A 20,823-nucleotide genomic window follows, 5' to 3' on the forward strand; every position below is an offset into this window, starting at 1 on the left:
CCCGCGTCTTTTCCTGCGCTAACGTCACGGCCGGGTCAGTGATACCCACTTGTCGAGGACAGCAGCGGCGGCACCGCTATCAATCGACTCTGCCGCCCGGGCAAGCGCCGAACGCATACGCTCCAGGAACGGGCCCTGGGAGGCCACATCAAAGGCCACCAGTCCGGCGGCGGCGTTGAGCAGCACCGCATCACGTGCGGCGCCGGTCTTGCCGGCAAGGACATCACGGACGACGGCGGCATTCGCCTGGGCGTCCCCGCCACGGAGTTCCTCTACGGTCGCGGGACGGATGCCCAGCTCGGCTGGCTCAAAATCCAGCTCAGAGACGGCACCGTCGCGGATTTCCCAGACGGTGGAGGGGCCGGTGGTGGTCAGTTCATCCAATCCGTCGTTGCCACGGAAAACCAAGCCACGGCTCCCCCGCTTCGCCAGGACGCCTGCAACCAGCGGAGCCATCCGGGCATTCGCCACTCCTACTGCCGAGGCTTGCACCCGGGCAGGATTGGTCAGCGGGCCCAGGAAGTTGAAAGCGGTGGGGATGGCGAGCTCCCGGCGGGGTACGGCTGTGTGACGGAAAGACGGGTGGAATACCTGGGCGAAGCAGAATGTGATTCCGGCCTCCCCCGCGTTGCGCGCCACCTGGGCCACGGGGAGGTCGAGCCTGACCCCGAGGGCTTCAAGCACGTCAGCCGATCCGGAGGACGATGACGCTGCACGGTTGCCGTGCTTTACGACTTTCGCTCCTGCGCCTGCTGCAACGAGGGCGGACATGGTGGAGATGTTGACGGTGTTGAGCTGGTCACCGCCGGTGCCAACGATGTCCAGCTTTTCGCCGGGGATATCGATGGGTGTGGCATGGCGCAGCATCGCGTCCACCAGGCCCGAGATTTCGTCGACAGTCTCGCCCTTGGCCCTGAGGGCAACCAGGAATCCGGCTATCTGGGCCGGAGTCGCCTCCCCGGACATGATGCTGTCCATCGCCCAAGCGGTACTGTCCGCTGCGAGGTCAGTACCGTTGATAAGTGCCGATATGAGCCGCGGCCAGGTGTTGCTGTCCGCCGGCGCGGTTGCCTGAGAAGTCACCTCCTGATGCTATCGAGCCACCCCGGACCTGACCAATGTGAACGTCGCCGGGAACTTTTCGCAGTGATTTCGCGTCTTTGTAGAAAAAGTCCCCCGAAAAGGCGGTTCGCGTTGGGAACTACGGACTTTTATAGACATAATGTCTATGTGACATCTGCGACCCATGCCCCCAGTACCCCGGCGCACCCCACGCTGAACCGCCCCAATATGGTTTCTGTCGGAACCGTAGTTTGGCTGTCCAGTGAGTTGATGTTCTTCGCCGGTCTCTTCGCCATGTACTTCACGCTGCGTTCCACGAGCGGCCAGATGTGGGCAGAAGAGACAGCCAAGCTCAACTTCCCCTTTGCGCTCGTCAACACGATCGTCCTCGTGGCCAGTTCCTTTACTTGCCAGATGGGCGTCTTCGCCGCCGAACGGCTGCAGCCCCGCAAGACAGGCGGCCCGTTCCAGTTCTCCCGCTGGGGCATGAACGAATGGTTCACGCTGACCTTCGTCATGGGCGCGTTCTTCGTCGCCGGCCAGGCAACGGAATACGCGATGCTTGTTTCAGAGCACGTTTCGCTCTCATCCAACGCTTACGGCTCAGCGTTCTACATAACCACCGGCTTCCACGGCCTGCACGTCATCGGCGGCCTCGTAGCGTTCCTCTTCATCATCGGACGCTCGTTCGCAGCCAAGAAGTTCGGCCACTTCGAAGCAACCTCCGCGATTGTCACGTCTTACTACTGGCACTTTGTGGACGTTGTCTGGATCGGCCTCTTCCTGGTCATCTACGTACTGAAGTAGTCAAGCTTTGATTCCTTTTCTACAAGAGGCAGAATTTCAAGAAGCGGCTCACGGAGCCGGCGCACGATCGAATAAAGGAACCACCACGTGAAGGCTCTCTCGCAAAAGCGGCGTCACCCACTCGCAGTAATCGCGCTGCTACTGATGGGACTCCTCGTCACTGGTGGGCTCTACGCCGTTGCCACCACCGCCAACGAGGCCAAGGCATCCACCACCAGCTACAGCTCCACTGACACCGCCGAGGGCGAAAAGCTCTTTGAAGCCAACTGCGCCACCTGCCACGGCATGGGCGCAAGCGGCACTCAGGATGGCCCTTCACTGGTTGGCGTCGGTGCTGCGTCGGTTGACTTCCAGGTCGGTACGGGCCGGATGCCCATGCAGATGAACGGCCCACAGGCCTACAAGAAGCCGGCCCAGTTCAACGATACGCAGACCCACCAGCTTTCAGGCTACGTGGCTTCCCTGGGAGCCGGCCCGGCAATTCCTGAAGAGCACCTGCTTGATGAGCAGGGTGACGCTGCCAAGGGTGGAGAACTCTTCCGCGTCAACTGCGCGATGTGCCACAACGCGGCAGCCGCCGGCGGTGCACTCACCCGTGGCAAGTTCGCTCCCGCCCTTGCCGACGTCTCCGGCAAGCACATCTACGAAGCAATGGTCTCCGGGCCGCAGAACATGCCCGTATTCAGTGACACCAACGTCACGCCTGAGGGCAAGCGCGACATCATCACGTTCCTGAAGCAGATCGAGGCCAACGGGTCACCCGGCGGCGCTGACCTCGGCTCCCTCGGCCCGGTCGCTGAAGGCCTCTTCGTCTGGATTGCAGGCCTGGGTGTCATCATCGCCTTCACCATCTGGCTTACGTCCCGGACGTCTTAGGCGTAACGGAATATTAAGAACTTCTGCTGCCCAGTCAGCAGTTTGAAATTGAAAACTAACCCGGCAGACGCCGGGACGAGAGAAGGATGAGGCGAATTATGGGCAACCATAGTGACGGCAGTCCGAACCACTCGGGCACCGTAGCTACGGCTGGTCAGAATGAGGTGGAGAAGTTCCAGGATCCTGGAATTCCCCCGCACCGTTTGCGCCTGGCCGACACGGACCCGAAGGCCGCAAAGCGTGCAGAACGGCAGGTCGCCGTTCTTTTCGGCGCGTCAGTTGTCGGCACCCTGATCTTCCTGGTGGCGTACTTCGCAATCGACCTGGGTGAAGGCGCAAGCATCGCCGACATCCGGCTGCAGAACGCCCTGCTGGGCCTTGGCACCGCTTTTGCGATGCTCGGTATCGGCACCGGTATTGTGCACTGGGCTAAGGCCCTGATGCCGGACCATGAAGTCTCCGAAGAACGCCATCCCATCCGCACCGAAGAAGACCGCCTGGCGGCAGTCCGGATCGTGGATGACATCGTGGAAGAGACCGGCATCAAGCGCCGTCCGCTCATCCGCAACACGCTGCTCGGTGCAATGGCCCTGGCCCCGCTTCCCGCAATTGCGGTTTTCGGTGACCTTGGCCCCCGCCCCGACCGTGCGCTGGCCCACACCATGTGGGCACCGCAGGAGGGCAAGCTCAAGCGCCTCACCCGCGACCCCGACGGCACGCCGATCAAGGCCTCTGACGTCACCATCGGCTCGGCTTTCCACGTAATTCCTGAGGGCCTGAACGGATTGCATGAAGGCAAGCTCAACGAGAAAGCCAAGGCAGTTGTGCTGCTGATGCGTCTGGACCCCGCCTCGCTGAACCCCTCCGAGGGCCGCGAAGACTGGAGCTACAACGGAATCGTTGCCTACTCCAAGATCTGCACCCACGTCGGTTGCCCCGTTGCCCTGTATGAGCAGCAGACGCACCACCTGCTGTGCCCGTGCCACCAGTCCACCTTTGACCTCACGAACGAGTGCAAAGTGATCTTTGGCCCGGCCAGCCGGCCCCTCCCCCAGCTGCCGATCGCAGTGGACGCCGAGGGCTACCTGGTCGCAACCAGCGACTTCAATGAACCTGTAGGACCGAGTTACTGGGAGCGTGATGAGCATGAGCGCAGCATCAAGAGCTGAAGCCCCCGCCTTCGTCGCCAAGACTAAAGCCGGACGCATCACCGATTTTGTTGACGCCCGAGTTGGCGGATCAGGAATCCTGCGCGAGTTCGGACGCAAGGTATTCCCCGATCACTGGTCATTCATGTTCGGTGAAGTCGCCCTCTACTCGTTCGTCATCCTGCTGCTCTCGGGCACGTTCCTGACGTTCTTCTTTGATCCGTCCATGGCGGAGACCCACTACGACGGTTCGTACCTGCCGTTGAAGAACGTCGAGATGTCCGTGGCGTACAGCTCCTCGCTGGACATTTCCTTCGACATCCGTGGCGGCATGTTCATGCGCCAGGTACACCACTGGGCCGCACTGCTGTTCGTCGCCTCGATCGCGGTGCACATGCTGCGCGTTTTCTTCACGGGCGCTTTCCGCAAACCGCGTGAAATGAACTGGGTTGTTGGCAGCGTCCTGCTGATCCTCGCCATGGCAGCGGGCTTCACTGGCTACTCCCTCCCCGATGACCTGCTCTCCGGCAACGGCCTGCGGATCATCGACGGCGTTATCAAGTCCATCCCCGTGGTTGGAACGTACACTTCCTTCTTCCTCTTCGGCGGCGAGTTCCCGGGAACGGCTGTTATTGGCCGCCTGTACATGCTGCACATCCTGCTGGTGCCCGCGCTCATCCTGTTGATGATCGTCCTGCACCTGTTCATGGTGGTTGTGCACAAGCACACGCAGTACCCCGGCCCGGGCCGCAACGACGGTAACGTTGTTGGCTACCCGCTCGGCCCTGTATACGCAGCCAAGGCAGGCGGCTTCTTCTTCATCGTCTTCGGTGTCATTGCCCTGATGGCGGCCTTCTTCACGATCAACCCGATCTGGAACTACGGCCCCTACGACCCGTCGCCGGTTTCTGCCGGCACCCAGCCTGACTGGTACATCGGGTTTGTTGATGGTGCCCTGCGCCTGATGCCCGGCATCATTGGCGACTTCCAGTTTGAGTACGTCATCTTTGGCTACACGCTGACTCTGAACGTCCTCCTGCCGGCCCTGGTGCCGGCCGGAATCCTGTTCACGGTGATGTTCATGTACCCGTGGATCGAAAGCTGGATCACCAAGGATACCCGCGAACACCACGTCCTGGACCGTCCGCGGAACGCCCCCACCCGCACCGCCATCGGCGTGGCCGGCTTCGTCTGGTACTGCGTGATGTGGGCAGCCGCTGGTTCGGACCTCATCGCCACACACTTCCAGGTGTCCCTGAACGATGTGACGTACTGGCTCCGCGCCTTGTTCTTCATTGGCCCGGTCATCGCGTTTATGGTTGCCAAGCGGGTAGCCCTCGCCCTCCAGCGCAAGGACCGCGAAATCGCACTCCATGGCCGGGAGACTGGACGCATTGTCCGCCTTCCGCATGGCGAATTCATCGAAGTGCACGCACCGCTGGATGAGTACAAGCGCTACAAGCTCGTCGGATTCGAATCCCCCTCACCGCTGCCTGCGGTCCCCAACGACCACGGCATTGTGACGCGCAAGGAAAAGCAGCGTGCTTTCCTGTCCAAGTGGTTCTTCGAGGACCGTGTTGCGCCGGCGACGCCGGCAGAGCTGGAGGCCGCACACGGCCACGCACCGGCAGTAGAAGCCGGCGAGGAAACCAAGAGCCTCAGCCACTAACTCACAGCAGCTAGGCTCCAACAGGAAAGGCCCGGTCCACATGGACCGGGCCTTTCCTGTTACGGGAAGCCGCCGCTGCAGCGGCAGCTGCCGCCCGCTGTTAGTGGTTGCGGTAGCCCAGCGATTGGTTCCGGGCCGGTCTCGCACCAGGCCGCTGGAGCGGTACCCACAGCTTGTAGCGGTCGGCCCGGTAGTACGAAACGGAGTAGTCCACCATCGCCCGGGCAACAAAGGCATGCCTCTGGATTTTGAGCAAGGGGGCGCCGACGTCGACGTTGAGCAGCCGCGCCGTAGAGGGGGAAGCGGCCGTCGCTTCGATCATGTCTTCCCCCCACTCCATCACGAGGCCGAACTGCTCACTCAGCACGTTGTAGAGCGATGTTGGGGGCTCGCCGTCCAGGAGACCCGGAACCCGCTGCGCCGGGATGAAGTTCTCGTCCACGCTCATGGGCTCTCCGTCCGCCAGCAGCAGCCGGCGGAAACGCACCAGCGGCGTCCCCTCCTCCACCTGAAGTTCACGGGCCAGGAAGGCGCTGGCGCCGATCTGTTCAAAGCTCAGGACCTTGGCGGCCGGGACCATTCCGCGGCGTTGCATCTCTTCGCTGTACGAGGTGAGTTTCACCTGAAGATCCAGTTTGGGCTTCCGCACAAAGGTGCCGAGGCCGATAACCCGTTCGAGGACTTCCTCGCCGACGAGGGCATCGATGGCCTGCCGGACAGTCATCCGGGCCAGCCCGAACCGCAGGGCAAGATCCCGCTCCGAGGGCAAGGCAGATCCAGGCGGACAGGAATCGCTGATGTAGGCCCGGAGAATCTCCCTGAGCTGGATGTAGATGGCTGTCCCGCTGCTGCGGTCAATCTCACCGGCAACGCCGCGGGCATCAGCAGCCACGGAGATGCGTCCTTGCTTCAGTTTTCACTGTCCAAGCTTAGGGCAAGCAGCGCCCGCTGGACTAGACCAGTTCAGGCAACGGACCGGCCCTGCACCCCCGTTTGGTCGCGCAGCCATCCAGCCCGATATATTGGACAGGAACTTTAGCGATGACGGTGTGGGGGCCGTCAGGAAAAATGGGAGACCCCTTGCCAGTGCATAAGGCCGTTGTGTCAGCGTCAGTCGGCTTGCATGCCCGTCCCGCCGCGATGTTCGTCAGGGCAGTGACCGAAACGGGACTTCCCGTCACCATCCGCAAGGCCGGCATCCAGGGTGTCGACGCCCGTTCCCTGCTTGAAGTCATGACTGCCGATTTTCACTTCGGCTGCGAAGTAGAGCTTTCAGTCCCCGAAGCCGCCGTCAGCGGCCCTGTCAGTCACCGCGACGCCGAGGATGCCCTCCGCAGGCTGGCCGACCTCCTGGAGTCACAGGGAGCCGGCTAGCCCCTCCCAGGGGCCATTGTCCCGTCACTCCCCCGCCCCAAATCGACGCGAACCGAACTGACAAGAACGACGTCGGGCCCCACGAAAAGGTGGGGCCCGCCGTCGTAATTTGGAAAATCTCTGCTGAAGCTCAGCGGCTCCTAGTGGGCGTGGTCCCCACGGCTGTACTCAAACACCCAGCCCACGAGGGCTACGAGTGCGAGGCCAGCTGCGATGAACACAATCCACCAGCCCACTGCGAGGCCCAGGAATCCAGCAGCGCACGATATGCCCAGGACCAGCGGCCACCAGCTCCAGGGACTGAAGTGCCCCTGCTCGCCGGCGCCCTCGTGGATCTCGGCGTCATGGCGGTCCTCGGGACGCATCCCGATTCGCTTGCCGGTGAAGCCCAGGTAGCCGCCGATCATACCGGAGAGCCCACCTACGAGGAGGATCCCAAGCGTTCCGACCCATTCACTCCAATTGGTCAGGAACCCGTAGACCAGGGAAACCGGCACGAAGAAGAAAACTCCGGCTCCAAATATCCATGATTCGATTTTCACTTGGCGGTGTCCTTCTGGTCGGCGTTACCGAGCACCGCTGCCGCGGCTGCAGGCGATTCAACGGTATGTACCTGCGAGAGCTCCGGGTGGTGGAGGTCCAGGGCGGGACGCTCTGAACGGATCCGGGGCAGCGAGGTGAAGTTGTGGCGCGGCGGCGGGCAGGACGTAGCCCACTCAAGCGACGCTCCAAAGCCCCAGGGATCGTCCACCTCGACGCGCTCGGAGCTGCGCCAGGTGATGTAGACGTTCCAGAAGAAGGGGATCAGGGAAGCGCCCAACACAAACGAGGCGATCGTGGAGAACTGGTTCATCCACGTGAAGTTGTCCTCCACCAGGTAATCGGCGTAGCGGCGGGGCATGCCTTCAACGCCCAGCCAGTGCTGGATGAGGAACGTGCCGTGGAAGCCGAGGAACAGCAGCCAGAAGTGGATCTTTCCGAGGCGTTCGTTGAGCATTTTCCCGGTCCACTTGGGCCACCAGAAGTAGAAGCCTGCGAACATCGCGAACACCACGGTGCCGAACACCACGTAGTGGAAGTGCGCCACCACAAAGTAGGAATCAGACACGTGGAAGTCCAGCGGCGGCGAAGCCAGGATGATGCCCGTCAGACCGCCGAAGAGGAACGTGATCAGGAAGCCGATGCTCCACAGCATCGGAGTCTCGAACGTGATCGATCCCCGCCACATGGTGCCGATCCAGTTGAAGAACTTCACACCTGTGGGGACCGCGATGAGCATGGTCATGAAGGCGAAGAACGGCAGCAGGACCGAGCCGGTGACGTACATGTGGTGTGCCCACACGGTGACGGACAGGGCTGCGATGGCAATCGTGGCGTAGACAAGGCCCTTGTAGCCGAAGATCGGTTTGCGGCTGAAGACCGGGAAGATCTCGGACACAATGCCGAAGAACGGCAGGGCGATGATGTAAACCTCGGGGTGGCCGAAGAACCAGAACAGGTGCTGCCAGAGTACGGCGCCACCGTTTTCCGGGTCGAAGATGTGTGCACCGAAGCGGCGGTCGGCGCCAAGCGCGAACAGGGCGGCAGCCAGCGGCGGGAAGGCCATCAGCACGAGGATGGACGTCACCAGGGCGTTCCAGGTGAAGATGGGCATCCGCCACATGGTCATGCCCGGGGCGCGCATGCAGATGATGGTGGTGATGAAGTTGACCGCGCCCAGGATGGTGCCGAAGCCGGACAGCGCCAGGCCGAAGACCCACAGGTCACCGCCGATACCGGGGCTGAACGTGGTGTTGGACAGCGGCGCGTAGGCGAACCAGCCGAACGACGCCGCGCCCTGAGGGGTAATGAAGCCGGACACCGCAATGGTTGAGCCAAAGAGGAAGAACCAGAAGGCCAGTGCGTTCAGTCGCGGGAACGCGACGTCGGGGGCGCCGATCTGCAGGGGCATGATGACGTTGGTGAAGCCGGCGAACAGCGGCGTCGCGAACATCAGGAGCATCACGGTGCCGTGCATCGTGAACAGCTGGTTGTACTGCTCCTTGGTCTGCAGGATCTGCATACCGGGCTCGAACAGTTCGGCCCGGATGAGCAGAGCCATAACGCCGCCGAGGCAGAAGAACACAAACGACGCGATCAGGTACATGTACCCGATGGTCTTGTGGTCGGTGGAGGTGATCCAGTTGACGACGATGCGTCCCTTGGACCTAGGAACTACGGGAGCCTCAAGGGTTCCGGCAGGTGCGGTTTGGGTGTAAGTAGCCACGTCGCTCCCCTTACTTAATTTCGTTCAGGTTCGGGTTGCGGTCATACTCTTCGCCGAGGAGTCCCGTGTTGCCATCTGCCTTGAGCTTGTCCATGTGAGCCTGGAATTCGGATTCAGAAACAACCTTCACGCGGAACAGCATTTCGGAGTGGTACTCTCCGCAGAGCTCGGCGCACTTGCCGTCGTAGGTTCCCTCTTTAGTGGGGGTGAACCTGATGTAGTTGGTCTTGCCGGGGATCATGTCGCGCTTCTGCAGGAAGGCGGGAACCCAGAAAGAGTGGATGACATCGCGGGAGTTCAGTTCGAGTTCCACTGACTTTCCAACCGGCAGGTAAAGCGTCGGAAGCGCTTCCTTGTCGATGGTGTTGCCCGTCAGGTGTGCCTGCACGCCTGCTTCGTGGACATCCTCGGAGATGACCTCGCCGGACTTGTAGTTGAAGTCCCAGGCCCACTGCTTGCCGCGGGCGTCAATAACGACGTCGGCCGGCTGGGAGCGGTCATCGATGGCCTGCTGGTCGCGGTCGGTGAAGTAGAAGAACACCAGGACCATGAACAGCGGGATGGTCAGGTAGAAGACCTCCAGCGGGAGGTTAAAGCTGGTCTGCCGCGGGAAACCCACGGTGCCCTTGCGGCGGCGGTAGGCGACAAGGCACCAAACGATCAAACCCCACGTGATGATGCCCACAACCAGGGCTGCAATCCATGAGTTGACCCAGAGGTCCATGATCCGGTCAGTGTGATTGGTGGTGCCACGCTCGGTGGGCAGCCACCCCTTCTCTACCTCTGGCGAACATCCAGTCAAAACCAACGCGCCGGCAACTGCCAAGCCTGAGATCGTAGTGATCGTTTTGCGTCGGCTGCCGGTTCGGTTCTGCGAACTCACAGACGGCCCTTCCTACTTGTTGCTGTTGCCCGGCCACCCAAGGGGCCTTCCGGGCACACTAAAAGTTTTACTACTCGATGTAGAGCTTACCGCTCTGCCGGGCGTTTCGCCCACATGTCGGCGCCGTGCCTCCGTGCCGTTTTTGGCAGACCGAAAGCAGGCGCCGGCATCGGGCGAAAGAACCGGGTCAGTGGAACGAATCACCACAGGCGCAAGAGCCACCGGCATTGGGGTTGTCGATGGTGAAGCCCTGCTTGGAGATGGTGTCCTCGAAGTCGATGCTGGCACCGCTGAGGTACGGCACACTCATCTTGTCCACCACAACTTCAACGCCGTCGTAGTCACGGACGGCGTCACCGTCGAGGAGGCGCTCGTCGAAGTACAGCTGGTAGATGAGGCCGGAGCAGCCGCCGGGCTGGACGGCAACGCGGAGGCGGAGATCGGTCCGGCCTTCCTGCTCCAGGAGGCTGCGCACCTTGCCGGCTGCGACGTCGGTCAGTTTGACCTCGTGTGCAGCCAGTTCATCGCTGGCAGCGCTGGCGGTCTCGGTGGTGTTCTCGTTGGTTGCGGTGCTCATTTGGCCTACCTTTGGACGGTCCTGGCGGCCCCGCTTCAGCGGCGCCTGCCCCTACGGATACGGTACGGGCTATAGCTACATGCTACTTCGGTCAGACGTGTAGCTCTAACTCCTGACGTAACCATGCTTGAACGATGCTTGTTCCCAACAGTGGAATAGTGCCGGCATCAGAGCTGCATCGGATTTAGGCCAGGCCTTCGGCGTTCAGCCGGGCGAGGAGCAGCGCCTCGGCCACCACTGCGTTCTTGAAATCGCCAATGTGAAGGGACTCGTTGGCACTGTGGGCACGCGAATCTGGGTCCTCAACACCGGTCACGAGGATCTGGACGTCCGGATAGACGTCCATCAGGTCCGCGATAAACGGTATCGACCCGCCGATCCCCATCTCCACCGCCGGAACACCCCAGGCCTCCCCCAGCGCCCACATTGCGAACTTCGCGGCCGTTGAGGATGTATCGGCAAGGAACGACTTTCCGCTTTCCCCGGGAGTGAACACCACCCTCGCCCCAAAGGGCGCATTGGCCTGTACGTGCCGTTGAACGGCTTCCATCGCGGCCGCCGGGTCCTGGCCAGGCGCCAGGCGCAGGCTGAACTTGGCACGCGCCCGCGGCAGAAGCGTATTTGACGCCACGTCCACGGCGGGAGCATCGAAGCCGATGATGGACAGCGCAGGCTTGGTCCACAACCGGGCAGCAATGCTTCCCGTACCGGCGAGCCGGACGCCGTCGAGCACGGACGCATCGGTACGGTACTCCGCTTCCGTGAGCTCCACGCCGACGTTGTCATTCGAGACCAGGCCTTCTATGGCCACGTTGCCGTCTGCGTCGTGCAGGGTGGCAATCAATCGGGACAGCAGGGTTGGCGCGTCCAGCACGGGTCCGCCGAACATGCCCGAGTGGACAGCATGCTCCAGCACCTGGACTTCAATGGTTCCGTCCACCAGGCCGCGCAGGCTGGTGGTCAGGGCGGGGATGCCCACCTTCCAGTTGCTGGAGTCGGCCACCACGATCACATCGGCCCGCAGCAGTTCCCGGTGCGTTTCCAGGAAGGAACGGAAAGTGGGAGAACCAGCTTCCTCTTCCCCTTCAAAGAAGAACGTCACACCAAGGCCGAATTCCGCGCCCAGAACCTCGGTCGCTGCAGCATAGGCGGCCACATGCGCCATGATCCCGGCCTTGTCGTCGGCAGCTCCACGGCCGTACAGTCTGCCGTCCCGTTCGACGGCGGCGAACGGCTCCGTTTCCCACAGCGCCGGGCCTCCGGGCGGCTGGACGTCGTGGTGGGCGTACAGGAGCATGGTCGGCTTACCTTCTGCCGCTTGGCGGCGTGCGACAACGGCGGGGCCGCCGGGCGTGCCGTCGTCCTTGTTACTGCGCAGGACCTGGACGTCCTCCACTCCGGCGGCCCGCAAAAGTTCAGCGACAGCCTGCGCGCTGGCTTCCAAGGGGGCAGGATCGAAACTCGGCCAGGCGATGCCGGGAATGGCCACAAGTTCCTTGAGCCGGTCGAGGGTGGTGTCGAAGGAACCTGTTACGGACAGCCTGAGTGCGTCCGCGTCGATGGCACGTGCAAAGTGACCGGAGCCGGGGGTGTTGGCGTCGGACAGATTGGCTGCTGGGGTGGGAGTCATGGCGAACACAATACCCGCGCCGGATCTCTTTGGGCCCGCAAGGTATTCTGTTCACGTGTTCGGACGTAAAAAGGAAGCGCCAACGGCGCAGCAATCAATAGACCAGCAGGCCGCTGAAGCGGCAGCCCGGCAGGATGCCGCGTTGGGCAAGGGTACGCCCACGCCCAAGCGCAAGGCCCAGGAAGCTGCCCGCAAACGGCCCCTGGTGCCGGAGGACCGGAAGGCTTCCAAAGCGGCTGAGCGCCAGGCTATCCAGGACCAGCGCACGAAAATGCGCCAGGCGCTCGATACAGGTGATGAGAAGTTCCTGCCCTTGCGCGACAAGGGTCCGCAGAAGCGTTATGCCCGCGACTACGTGGATGCGCGCTTCAGCCTGGGCGAATACCTGATGTTCGGCGCCCTGGTGTTTGTCATCATTTCCCTCATTGTTCCGGCTTCCAGTGAGCAGATGGTTTATGTCCTGGGCGGTTTCTGGGTGATGTTCCTGGCCGTTTTTGTGGACGTGTTCATTCTGTCCAGGCAGCTCCGCAAGAAGCTGACCGCGAAGTTCGGCGAGGTTGAGCGCGGCACCGTCTGGTACGGCTCCATGCGATCCCTGCAGTTCCGCAAACTGCGCCTGCCCAAGCCGCTTGTTAAGCGCGGCCAATACCCCTCCTGATGTGCACACCGGGCCAGGCCCGGCAGCACTCCCCTCTTAGACAACAAAACCCCGGCGGTCCTACCGCCGGGGTTTTGTTGTCTCAGTCAGCGGTTGCGCCGCGCTTTCGCCAGGTCGCGGTTGATCCGCGCCGCCCAGAACGGCCCCTCGTACAGGAAGGCCGTGTAGCCCTGGACAAGCGTGGCCCCGGCATCCAAACGGTCCTGGACGTCCTTCGCCGTCTCGACGCCGCCGACGGCCACCAGCGTGATCGCGCCCCCGGTGGCCTCCTTGAGGCGGCGAAGTACTTCCAGTGAACGCTGCTTCAGCGGAGCCCCGGACAGGCCCCCGGCGCCGCATTCGTCCACTTTCGCAGCCGACGACGCCAGCCCCTCACGCCCGATCGTGGTGTTGGTGGCAATAATGCCGTCCAGCTTGAGGTCCAGGGCCAGCTTGGCGACGTCGTCGATGTCCTCATCGCTGAGGTCCGGTGCGATCTTCACGAGCAGCGGGACGTGCCGGCCGGCCGCCTTGTCCGCCTCGGCCCCCACCGCGGCCAGCAGCGGGCGCAGCGTCTGGACATCCTGCAGGAGGCGCAGCCCGGGCGTGTTGGGTGAGCTGACATTGACCACCAGGTAGTCCGCGGCCGGCGCCAGGCTCCGGGCGCTGATGAGGTAATCACCCACAGCGTCGTCGAGTTTCACCACTTTGCTTTTGCCGATGTTCACCCCGATCACGGGGCGGACGTTGGGGTGCCTGCGCTGCAGGGCGGCGCGTGCGGCTTTAAGGCGCGGTTCGACGGCGGCCGCGCCATCGTTGTTGAACCCCATCCGGTTAATGACCGCCCGGTCCTCGATCAGCCTGAAAAGGCGCGGCTTCTCGTTGCCCGGCTGTGCCTGCCCGGTGATGGTCCCTACTTCGACATGGCCAAAGCCAAGTTCGGTGAGGGCCTCAATGCCGAACCCCTCCTTGTCGAATCCGGCGGCGAGGCCGAACGGGGACGGGAAGGTCAGCCCAAAGGCAGAAGTCTGCAGTGAGGCCGCTGGCGCCGTGAACCGGTGCAGCAGCCGTCCCGCGCCGGAAGTGTGGGCGAGCTTGATTCCCTTGAATCCGATCTTATGGGCGCGTTCCGCGTCCATCCACGAAAAGGCCAGCCTGAAGAATGTCGGATATACGCGCATGGTTCTAGTTTTCCGTCTCGGACGGTCCAGACCAAACCGGGCCGCCATACACGCCACCACGGCTAGCATAAAGCCATGAGGTGGCAGCCAGATATCCTCGGTGCTGGTTTCGAGGCCTGCACATTCGAGGCCGCGGGCGACGACGGCGTCCACCGCACCGCCACGCTGGTGCGCTTCCGTCCGGCGGGGAAACCGGCGGCCACCGGCCGGCGCCGGACGGTGCTGTTCCTCCATGGTTGGAGCGACTACTTCTTCAATGTGGATCTCGCGCAGTTCTGGAGAGGCAGCGGCTATGACTTCTACGCGCTGGACATGCACAACCACGGCCGCAGCCTGCGCCCGGAAACGCCCGGCGGCTATGTGGCGAACCTGGCGGACTACGACGCCGAGATCGAAGCGGCCACCGCCATCATTCGGGCCGACACGGCCTCCCCGGAGCTGGAAGCCGAGGCCTCCCTCACGCTGATGGGACACTCCACCGGCGGCCTGATTGCCGCCCTCTGGGTCAGCAACCACCCCGGAGCAGCCTCGCAGCTGGTGCTGAACAGTCCGTGGCTGGAGATGCACGGCAGCTCGCTGGTGCGCCGTGCTGCGTCCACCATGGTGGGACCCGTGGCGCGGTTCCGGCCGGAGGCTGTCCTGCGCCTGCCCGAGCGGGGGTTCTATTGGCGGACCATCAGCAGTTCAGCCGACGGCGAGTGGCCGCTTGACGACAGGTTCCGTCCGCCCATGGCATTTCCGCTCCGCGCAGGCTGGCTCAATGCCATCCTGGCCGGCCACACCAGGGTGGCCCGGGGCCTGGACATCGACATCCCCATCCTGGTGCTGCTGTCCCGGGGCAGCGCCACCGGGCCATTCTGGTCCGAGGAAATGCGGCGCACCGACGCGGTACTGGACGTCAACATCATCGCCCTCCGCGCGCTGACGCTCGGGCGCAGCGTCACGGTGGAACGGATCGACGGCGCGCTCCACGACGTCTTCCTTTCCCCTGCCAAAGTTCGGGCCGATGCCTATGCGAGGCTGGCCCGCTGGCTCCGGGGTTACGGTACGGCTGAACCGGGCGCGGCGTCGACGGCGCCGCCGTAGCGCCGGTCCCGCTGGGCGTAGATTTCGACGGCGTCCCACAGGGTCCGCCGGTCGACGTCCGGCCAGAGGGTGTCCATAAAGACGAACTCGGCGTAGGCGGACTGCCACAGCAGGAAGTTGGAGAGCCGCTGCTCCCCCGAGCTCCGCAGGAACAGGTCCACGTCCGGCAGGTCCGGTTCGTCCAGGTACTTCTGGATGGTTTTCTCCGTGATGGCCCCGGGTTTGAGCCGGCCTGCGGCAACCTCGGCGGCGATCGCCGATACGGCATCCGTGATTTCCGCCCGGCCGCCGTAATTAACACACATGTTCAACGTGCAGGTGCTGTTGCCCGCAGTGAATTCCTCAGCCTCTTCCAGCTCGCGGATCACCGAGCCCCACAGCCTGGGACGCCGGCCGGACCAGCGTACGCGGACACCCCACTCGTCCAGCTGGTTCCGCTGCCTTCGTAGCACGTCCTTGTTAAAACCCATCAGGAAGCGGACTTCCTCGGGTGACCGGCGCCAGTTTTCGGTGGAGAACGCGTAGACACTCACGTATTCAATGCCTAGTTCGATAGCACCCGCCATTACGTCCAGCAGCGCAGGCTCGCCTGCCTTGTGGCCCTCAATCCGCGGCAGGCCACGCTGGTTGGCCCAACGGCCGTTGCCGTCCATCACAATGGCGACATGACGCGGGATGAATTCGGCGGGGATCGCCGGGGCAACCGCACCGGACGGGTGCGGGTACGGTGCCACCACAGGGGTGGTCCGTTGCCGCGAAGGGCTCTTCTTTTTTCCCAGGGCCACAGTCAGCCACGCTCCACATGTTTGAGGGATTTCAGGACACGTTCCAGGTGCCATTGCAGGTAGACGGCCACCAGCCCCGCGGCTTCCCGGCGGTGCGGCACCTGCGAACCATCCGCCGTCGTCCAGTCCCCGGTCAGCAGGGCGCCGAGGAGAACGACGGTTTCCGCCGCCGGCGCAGGCGAACCGGGTGGCCTGCAGTCAGCGCAGACCATGCCGCCGAGCGGAGCGGCAAAGGCCGTATGGGGGCCGGGCCGGCCGCAGCGGGCACAGACGGTAAAACTCGGCGCCCAGCCGCCGGTGGCGAGGGCCCGCAGGAGATACGAATCAAGGATCAGTCCGGGTGCGTGTTCGGCCCGGCTCAGCGAGGCCAGCGCCCCCACCAGCAGGTTGTACTGGGCGGTGCCGGCTTCGCCGTCGACGTCGGTCAGTTTTTCCGCAGTTTCGGTCATGGCAGCGGCAACGGTGTAGCGGCCATAGTCTGCGGCGATGTTGCTGCCGTAGGCGCCTTTGGCAACTGCCTGGGTGACGATGTCCAGCGTCTTTCCGGAGACCAGCTGCAGGTCGGCAACCATAAAGGGCTCCAGCCGCGCCCCAAACTTGCTGCTGGTCCGCCGCACTCCCTTGGCGACGGCGCGGATCTGTCCGTGGTGCTTGGTCAGCAGGGTGATGATGCGGTCGGCCTCGCCCAGCTTGTGGGTACGCAGCACCACGGCGTCATCCCGGTAGGACCGGGTAGCAAAGGATGGTTGGACCACGGTTAATCTTCGCACTCAGTTCCGGAAAGCCGGCAATGCCGGTGCGTTGCGCGCCGGCATTGCCCGGCGCGCAACGTCTTCCGAATCAGGCGCGGGAATCCCGGATGGCCCGGTTGACTGCGGAAATGACGGCCTTGAGCGAGGACATGCTGGTGTTGGCATCAATACCGACGCCCCACAGGACCCGCTCCCCCACGGCACACTCCACGTAGGCTGCGGCCATGGCGCTGCCGCCTTCCGACAGGGCGTGCTCGCTGTAGTCCAGTACGCGGACATCCATGCCGTCCTCGCGCAGGATGCTCAACAGCGCGGCGATGGGACCGTTTCCGGTGCCCGTGCGACGGGCCTGGACACCGTCAACGGTGAGCGAGGCGTGCAGGGTCATCCCGCCGTCGTCATCCGTTTCGGTGCTGACGGAACCGAGGGAGTAGCGGCCCCACTGGCCGTCCGCCTGGCTGGAGGGCAGGTACTCGTCCTGGAAGTGCTGCCACAGCTGGGCGCCGCTGACTTCGCCGCCAACGGTGTCGGTATTCTTCTGGATCACGCCGGAGAATTCCATCTGGGCACGGCGGGGCAGGTCCAGGCTGTGTTCGTTCTTGAGCAGGTAGGCCACGCCACCCTTGCCGGACTGCGAGTTGACGCGGATGACGGCCTCGTAGCTGCGGCCCAGGTCCTTGGGGTCAACGGGCAGGTAAGGGACCTGCCAGGTGAAGTCCGCGACGTCCTTGCCGGCTGCGGCCGCATCCTTCTCGAGCGCCTCGAAGCCCTTCTTGATGGCGTCCTGGTGCGAGCCTGAAAAGGCGGTGAAGACGAGGTCGCCGCCGTAGGGGGAACGCTCGGCGACGGGGAGCTGGTTGCAGTACTCCACGGTGCGCCGGACGTCGTCGATGTCGGAGAAGTCGATCATGGGATCGATGCCCTGGACGAACATGTTCAGGCCCAGGGTGACGAGGTCCACGTTGCCGGTCCGCTCGCCGTTGCCGAACAGGCAGCCCTCGATCCGGTCCGCGCCGGCCAGGTACCCCAGCTCGGCGGCGGCCACGCCGGTGCCGCGGTCATTGTGCGGGTGCAGGGACAGGATGATGCCTTCACGCGGGTGCAGGTTTCGGCTCATCCACTCAATGGAATCGGCGTAAACGTTCGGTGTGGCCATTTCCACCGTGGCGGGCAGGTTGATGATGACCTGGCTGTCGGCGGATGCTTCGAAAACGTCGGCGATGGCGTTACAGACCCGGACGGCGTAGTCCAGTTCGGTTCCTGTGAAGGACTCCGGAGAATATTCATAGGTGATGTGCGTGTCAACGAGGGTTTCCTCGTACTTCTTGCACAGCCGGGCGCCCTGGAGCGCGATGTCCAGGATGCCGTCCTGGTCCTGGTTGAACACCACGCGGCGCTGCAGGACGGACGTGGAGTTGTACAGGTGGACAATCGCCTGCTTGGCGCCGACCAGGGACTCATATGTCCGCTCGATCAGGTGCTCGCGGGCCTGGGTGAGGACCTGGATGGTGACGTCGTCCGGGATGTGGTTGCCAACGATGAGCTGGCGGACGAAATCGAAATCGGTCTGCGAAGCGGAAGGGAAGCCGACTTCAATTTCCTTGTAGCCCATGCGGACCAGCAGATCGAACATCTTCATCTTGCGGGCCGGGCTCATGGGATCGATCAGTGCCTGGTTGCCGTCGCGCAGGTCCACCGCGCACCAGCGCGGGGCCTTGGTGATGACCTTGTCCGGCCACGTGCGGTCAGGCAGTTCAACGGTGATCTGATCCTGGAACGAACGGTAGCGGTGGGCTGGCATTCCGGAGGGCTTCTGTGCGTTTCGCATTACTATCGGGGCCTTTTCTGTGGTTTATCTGAAAGGTGGCCGGGCAACACAAACTCCGCGACGAGGATGGGCCTTGCGCTAAATCGCGTCTGAGGCCTCGCCGCGGCAGCTAAGAAGAAGGAGCTCTGCGCGCACCTTTTGAGGGTAGCACGCGTGCGTAAGATGAGAGGGCACCACCGTCCTTATCGTCCAACATGCAGACGCCGCGCCGGTGCCAGCGCCGGCCGCGGCACGTCACACGAAGGAGCTTCTGTGCCCATCTCGGGGATCGATCTGTCCAACATTGACCACACGGTCAGGCCGCAGGATGACCTGTACCAGCACGTGAACGGGTCCTGGCTCAAGGCCACGGAAATCCCGGATGACCGGCCACTCGAGGGAACTTTCACCGCACTGCGCGACGGAGCGGAGATCGCGGTCCGGGACATCATCGAGGAGGCAGCCGCGAAGGGCGAAGCCGCCAGCGGGATAGAACGGAAGGTGGGCGAGCTCTACAGCAGCTTCATGGACGAAGCCACTGTGGAAGCCAAGGGCATGGAGCCCATCCGCGGTCGCCTGGCCGAGGTTTTTGGCACCACGACCGTTGCCGACCTCGTGGCCCTGGCGGGGCGGCTGTTCCGGGCCGACGTTTCCGGGCTGTTCTACATCTACCCGGCCCCGGACGCGGGCAACCCGGACCGTATCCTGCTCTACACCGGCCAGGGCGGCCTGGGCCTGCCGGACGAGTCCTACTACCGGGAAGAGAAGTTCGCCCCGATGGTCAAGGCCTATGGCGAGCATGTCCGGACCATGTTTACCCTGGCGGGAGTGGCCGATCCGGAGCCTGCCGCCGCGCGTGTTGTTGCGCTCGAAACCAGCCTGGCTTCCCACCACTGGGACAACGTCACCCTGCGGGACCCGCAGAAGACCTACAACCTCAAGTCCGCTGAGGAAGCGGCCACCCTGTTCCCGCTCCTTAACACCTGGTTCGAAGCCGCCGGGATCGACGCCGACAAGCGCAGCGAGATCGTCGTCAGCACGCCGGACTTCTTCGGTGGGGCTGCCGGCCTGCTGGAGTCCGAACCGCTCTCGGTGTGGCAGGAGTGGCTGGCCCTGCGCGTCGTCAACAGCGCTGCGCCCTACCTGTCCTCCGAGTTCGTGGATGCCAACTTTGCCTTCTACGGAACAACCATCAGCGGCACCCCCCGGAACAAGGACCGCTGGAAGCGGGCGGTCGCCGTCGTGGAAGCCGCACTCGGTGAGGCCGTTGGGCAGATCTACGTCTCCAAGCACTTCCCCGAAACCCACAAAGCCCGCATGCAGACCTTGGTGGGCAACCTGATCGAGGCCTACCGGCAGTCCATCACCGGTCTTGCCTGGATGGGTGAGGAAACAAAGGCCGAGGCGCTGCGGAAGCTGGAGGCGTTCCGGGCCAAGATCGGCTACCCGGACAAGTGGATCGATTACTCCGCGGTGGAAATCGACCCCCTGGACCTCCTGGGGAACGTCGAGCGGGCCCACAACGCCGACGTCGACCGCCACCTGGACGAGGTGGGCAAACCGGTGGACCTCAACAAGTGGCTCATGACACCGCAGACGGTGAACGCGTACTACCACCCGATGCTCAACGAGATCGTCTTCCCGGCCGCCATCCTGCAGCCGCCGTTCTTCACGGCCGACGCCGACGACGCCGTCAACTACGGCGGCATCGGAGCGGTGATCGGCCACGAGATCGGCCACGGTTTTGATGACCAGGGGTCGCAGTTCGACGGCGGCGGCGCCCTGCGGAACTGGTGGACCGAGGATGACCGGACGGCCTTTGAGGAGCTCACGGCCAAGCTGGTGGCACAGTACGACGCCTTGTCCCCGTATGCCGCGCCAGGGCACACCGTCAACGGCAAGCTGACGCTCGGGGAGAACATCGGCGACCTTGGTGGCCTGACCATCGCCTACAAGGCCTACCTCCTCAGCCTTGACGGCAAGGAACCGGAAGTGCTGGACGGGCTGACTGGGCAGCAGCGGTTCTTCGCGTCCTGGGCGGCGGGCTGGCGGCAGGTGATCCGGTCCGAAGAGGCCATCAGGAGGCTCGCCACGGATCCCCACTCCCCCAACGAGTTCAGGACCAACGCCATCGCCAAGAACCTGGACGCCTTCCACGAGGCCTTTGGTGTGACCGACCAGGACGGCATGTGGATGCCGCAGGAGGCTCGCGTCAGCATCTGGTAGTCACCTCCAGCAGACGCACAGAGAGGCGGGGCCGTCTGGCCTCGCCTCTCTGCGTCT

Annotated in this window: 19 protein-coding genes; 8 read left to right on the forward strand and 11 right to left on the reverse strand. The window is 63.6% G+C overall.

Annotation, left to right across the window (positions count from 1 at the left end):
- Positions 1-24 precede the first annotated feature (24 nt).
- Positions 25-1,083, reverse strand: coding sequence for an anthranilate phosphoribosyltransferase (trpD, locus tag AC3IT0_RS11515; protein ID WP_489319937.1), 1,059 nt, complete (start codon positions 1,081-1,083; stop codon positions 25-27).
- Between the two features lie 111 nt (positions 1,084-1,194).
- On the opposite strand from trpD, the gene ctaE reads away from it, so the two are divergent.
- The 4 genes from ctaE (at position 1,195) to qcrB (ending at position 5,562) form a co-directional block, all read left to right on the forward strand.
- Positions 1,195-1,869, forward strand: coding sequence for an aa3-type cytochrome oxidase subunit III (gene ctaE / locus AC3IT0_RS11520; RefSeq protein WP_489319938.1), 675 nt, complete (start codon positions 1,195-1,197; stop codon positions 1,867-1,869).
- Between the two features lie 87 nt (positions 1,870-1,956).
- Positions 1,957-2,745: a cytochrome bc1 complex diheme cytochrome c subunit gene (gene qcrC / locus AC3IT0_RS11525; RefSeq protein WP_489319939.1), complete on the forward strand. Its 789-nt coding sequence runs from the start codon at positions 1,957-1,959 to the stop codon at positions 2,743-2,745.
- Positions 2,746-2,843: 98 nt separating this feature from the next.
- Positions 2,844-3,914 (forward strand): cytochrome bc1 complex Rieske iron-sulfur subunit, encoded by a 1,071-nt coding sequence (gene qcrA / locus AC3IT0_RS11530; protein WP_489319940.1) that lies wholly within the window; start codon positions 2,844-2,846, stop codon positions 3,912-3,914.
- Positions 3,892-5,562 (forward strand): cytochrome bc1 complex cytochrome b subunit, encoded by a 1,671-nt coding sequence (gene qcrB, locus AC3IT0_RS11535; protein WP_489319941.1) that lies wholly within the window; start codon positions 3,892-3,894, stop codon positions 5,560-5,562. The genes qcrA and qcrB overlap by 23 nt, the downstream gene beginning before the upstream one ends.
- 100 nt (positions 5,563-5,662) lie before the next feature.
- Here qcrB and AC3IT0_RS11540 read toward each other — a convergent pair whose 3' ends face one another.
- Complete coding sequence (locus AC3IT0_RS11540; protein WP_489319942.1) at positions 5,663-6,454, reverse strand: GntR family transcriptional regulator; 792 nt, start codon at positions 6,452-6,454, stop codon at positions 5,663-5,665.
- A gap of 188 nt (positions 6,455-6,642) precedes the next feature.
- Between AC3IT0_RS11540 and AC3IT0_RS11545 the strand changes: the two genes are divergently transcribed.
- Positions 6,643-6,936, forward strand: coding sequence for an HPr family phosphocarrier protein (locus AC3IT0_RS11545; protein ID WP_489319943.1), 294 nt, complete (start codon positions 6,643-6,645; stop codon positions 6,934-6,936).
- 140 nt (positions 6,937-7,076) lie between these two features.
- Here AC3IT0_RS11545 and AC3IT0_RS11550 read toward each other — a convergent pair whose 3' ends face one another.
- The 5 genes from AC3IT0_RS11550 to AC3IT0_RS11570 all read right to left on the reverse strand — a co-directional run bounded on the left by AC3IT0_RS11550 (position 7,077) and on the right by AC3IT0_RS11570 (position 12,292).
- Entirely contained in the window at positions 7,077-7,478 is a 402-nt protein-coding gene (locus tag AC3IT0_RS11550; RefSeq protein WP_489319944.1) for a cytochrome c oxidase subunit 4, read from the reverse strand.
- On the reverse strand, positions 7,475-9,202 hold the full coding sequence (gene ctaD, locus AC3IT0_RS11555) for an aa3-type cytochrome oxidase subunit I (protein WP_489319945.1): 1,728 nt from the start codon (positions 9,200-9,202) through the stop codon (positions 7,475-7,477). Before ctaD ends, AC3IT0_RS11550 begins: the two co-directional genes overlap by 4 nt.
- A 10-nt stretch (positions 9,203-9,212) precedes the next feature.
- A complete protein-coding gene (gene ctaC, locus AC3IT0_RS11560) occupies positions 9,213-10,085 on the reverse strand; it encodes an aa3-type cytochrome oxidase subunit II (protein ID WP_489319946.1) in 873 nt (290 codons plus the stop codon).
- Positions 10,086-10,272: 187 nt separating this feature from the next.
- Positions 10,273-10,662 carry a HesB/IscA family protein gene (locus AC3IT0_RS11565; protein WP_489319947.1) on the reverse strand — a complete coding sequence of 130 codons (390 nt, stop codon included), beginning with the start codon at positions 10,660-10,662 and terminating at the stop codon, positions 10,273-10,275.
- Positions 10,663-10,846: 184 nt separating this feature from the next.
- Positions 10,847-12,292, reverse strand: a complete 1,446-nt coding sequence (locus tag AC3IT0_RS11570; RefSeq protein WP_489319948.1) for a dipeptidase — start codon at positions 12,290-12,292, stop codon at positions 10,847-10,849.
- Between the two features lie 55 nt (positions 12,293-12,347).
- Between AC3IT0_RS11570 and AC3IT0_RS11575 the strand changes: the two genes are divergently transcribed.
- Complete coding sequence (locus AC3IT0_RS11575; protein WP_489319949.1) at positions 12,348-12,950, forward strand: DUF3043 domain-containing protein; 603 nt, start codon at positions 12,348-12,350, stop codon at positions 12,948-12,950.
- An 86-nt stretch (positions 12,951-13,036) separates the two neighbouring features.
- Here the strand turns inward: AC3IT0_RS11575 and AC3IT0_RS11580 are convergent, their stop codons facing one another.
- Positions 13,037-14,110 carry a quinone-dependent dihydroorotate dehydrogenase gene (locus AC3IT0_RS11580; RefSeq protein WP_489319950.1) on the reverse strand — a complete coding sequence of 358 codons (1,074 nt, stop codon included), beginning with the start codon at positions 14,108-14,110 and terminating at the stop codon, positions 13,037-13,039.
- Positions 14,111-14,185: 75 nt separating this feature from the next.
- Here AC3IT0_RS11580 and AC3IT0_RS11585 point away from each other — a divergent pair, with 75 nt between their 5' ends.
- Positions 14,186-15,196: an alpha/beta hydrolase gene (locus AC3IT0_RS11585; RefSeq protein WP_489319951.1), complete on the forward strand. Its 1,011-nt coding sequence runs from the start codon at positions 14,186-14,188 to the stop codon at positions 15,194-15,196.
- Here AC3IT0_RS11585 and AC3IT0_RS11590 read toward each other — a convergent pair.
- From AC3IT0_RS11590 to leuA, 3 genes are all read right to left on the reverse strand, one after another.
- On the reverse strand, positions 15,151-15,981 hold the full coding sequence (locus AC3IT0_RS11590; protein WP_489319952.1) for an isoprenyl transferase: 831 nt from the start codon (positions 15,979-15,981) through the stop codon (positions 15,151-15,153). The genes AC3IT0_RS11585 and AC3IT0_RS11590 overlap by 46 nt on opposite strands.
- A 2-nt stretch (positions 15,982-15,983) precedes the next feature.
- Complete coding sequence (gene recO / locus AC3IT0_RS11595; RefSeq protein WP_489319953.1) at positions 15,984-16,736, reverse strand: DNA repair protein RecO; 753 nt, start codon at positions 16,734-16,736, stop codon at positions 15,984-15,986.
- Between the two features lie 85 nt (positions 16,737-16,821).
- A complete protein-coding gene (gene leuA, locus AC3IT0_RS11600) occupies positions 16,822-18,561 on the reverse strand; it encodes a 2-isopropylmalate synthase (RefSeq protein ID WP_489319954.1) in 1,740 nt (579 codons plus the stop codon).
- 252 nt (positions 18,562-18,813) lie between these two features.
- Between leuA and AC3IT0_RS11605 the strand changes: the two genes are divergently transcribed.
- Positions 18,814-20,766, forward strand: coding sequence for a M13 family metallopeptidase (locus AC3IT0_RS11605; protein ID WP_489319955.1), 1,953 nt, complete (start codon positions 18,814-18,816; stop codon positions 20,764-20,766).
- Positions 20,767-20,823: the final 57 nt, after the last annotated feature.

The organism is Pseudarthrobacter sp. KH_020_B (assembly GCF_057840185.1).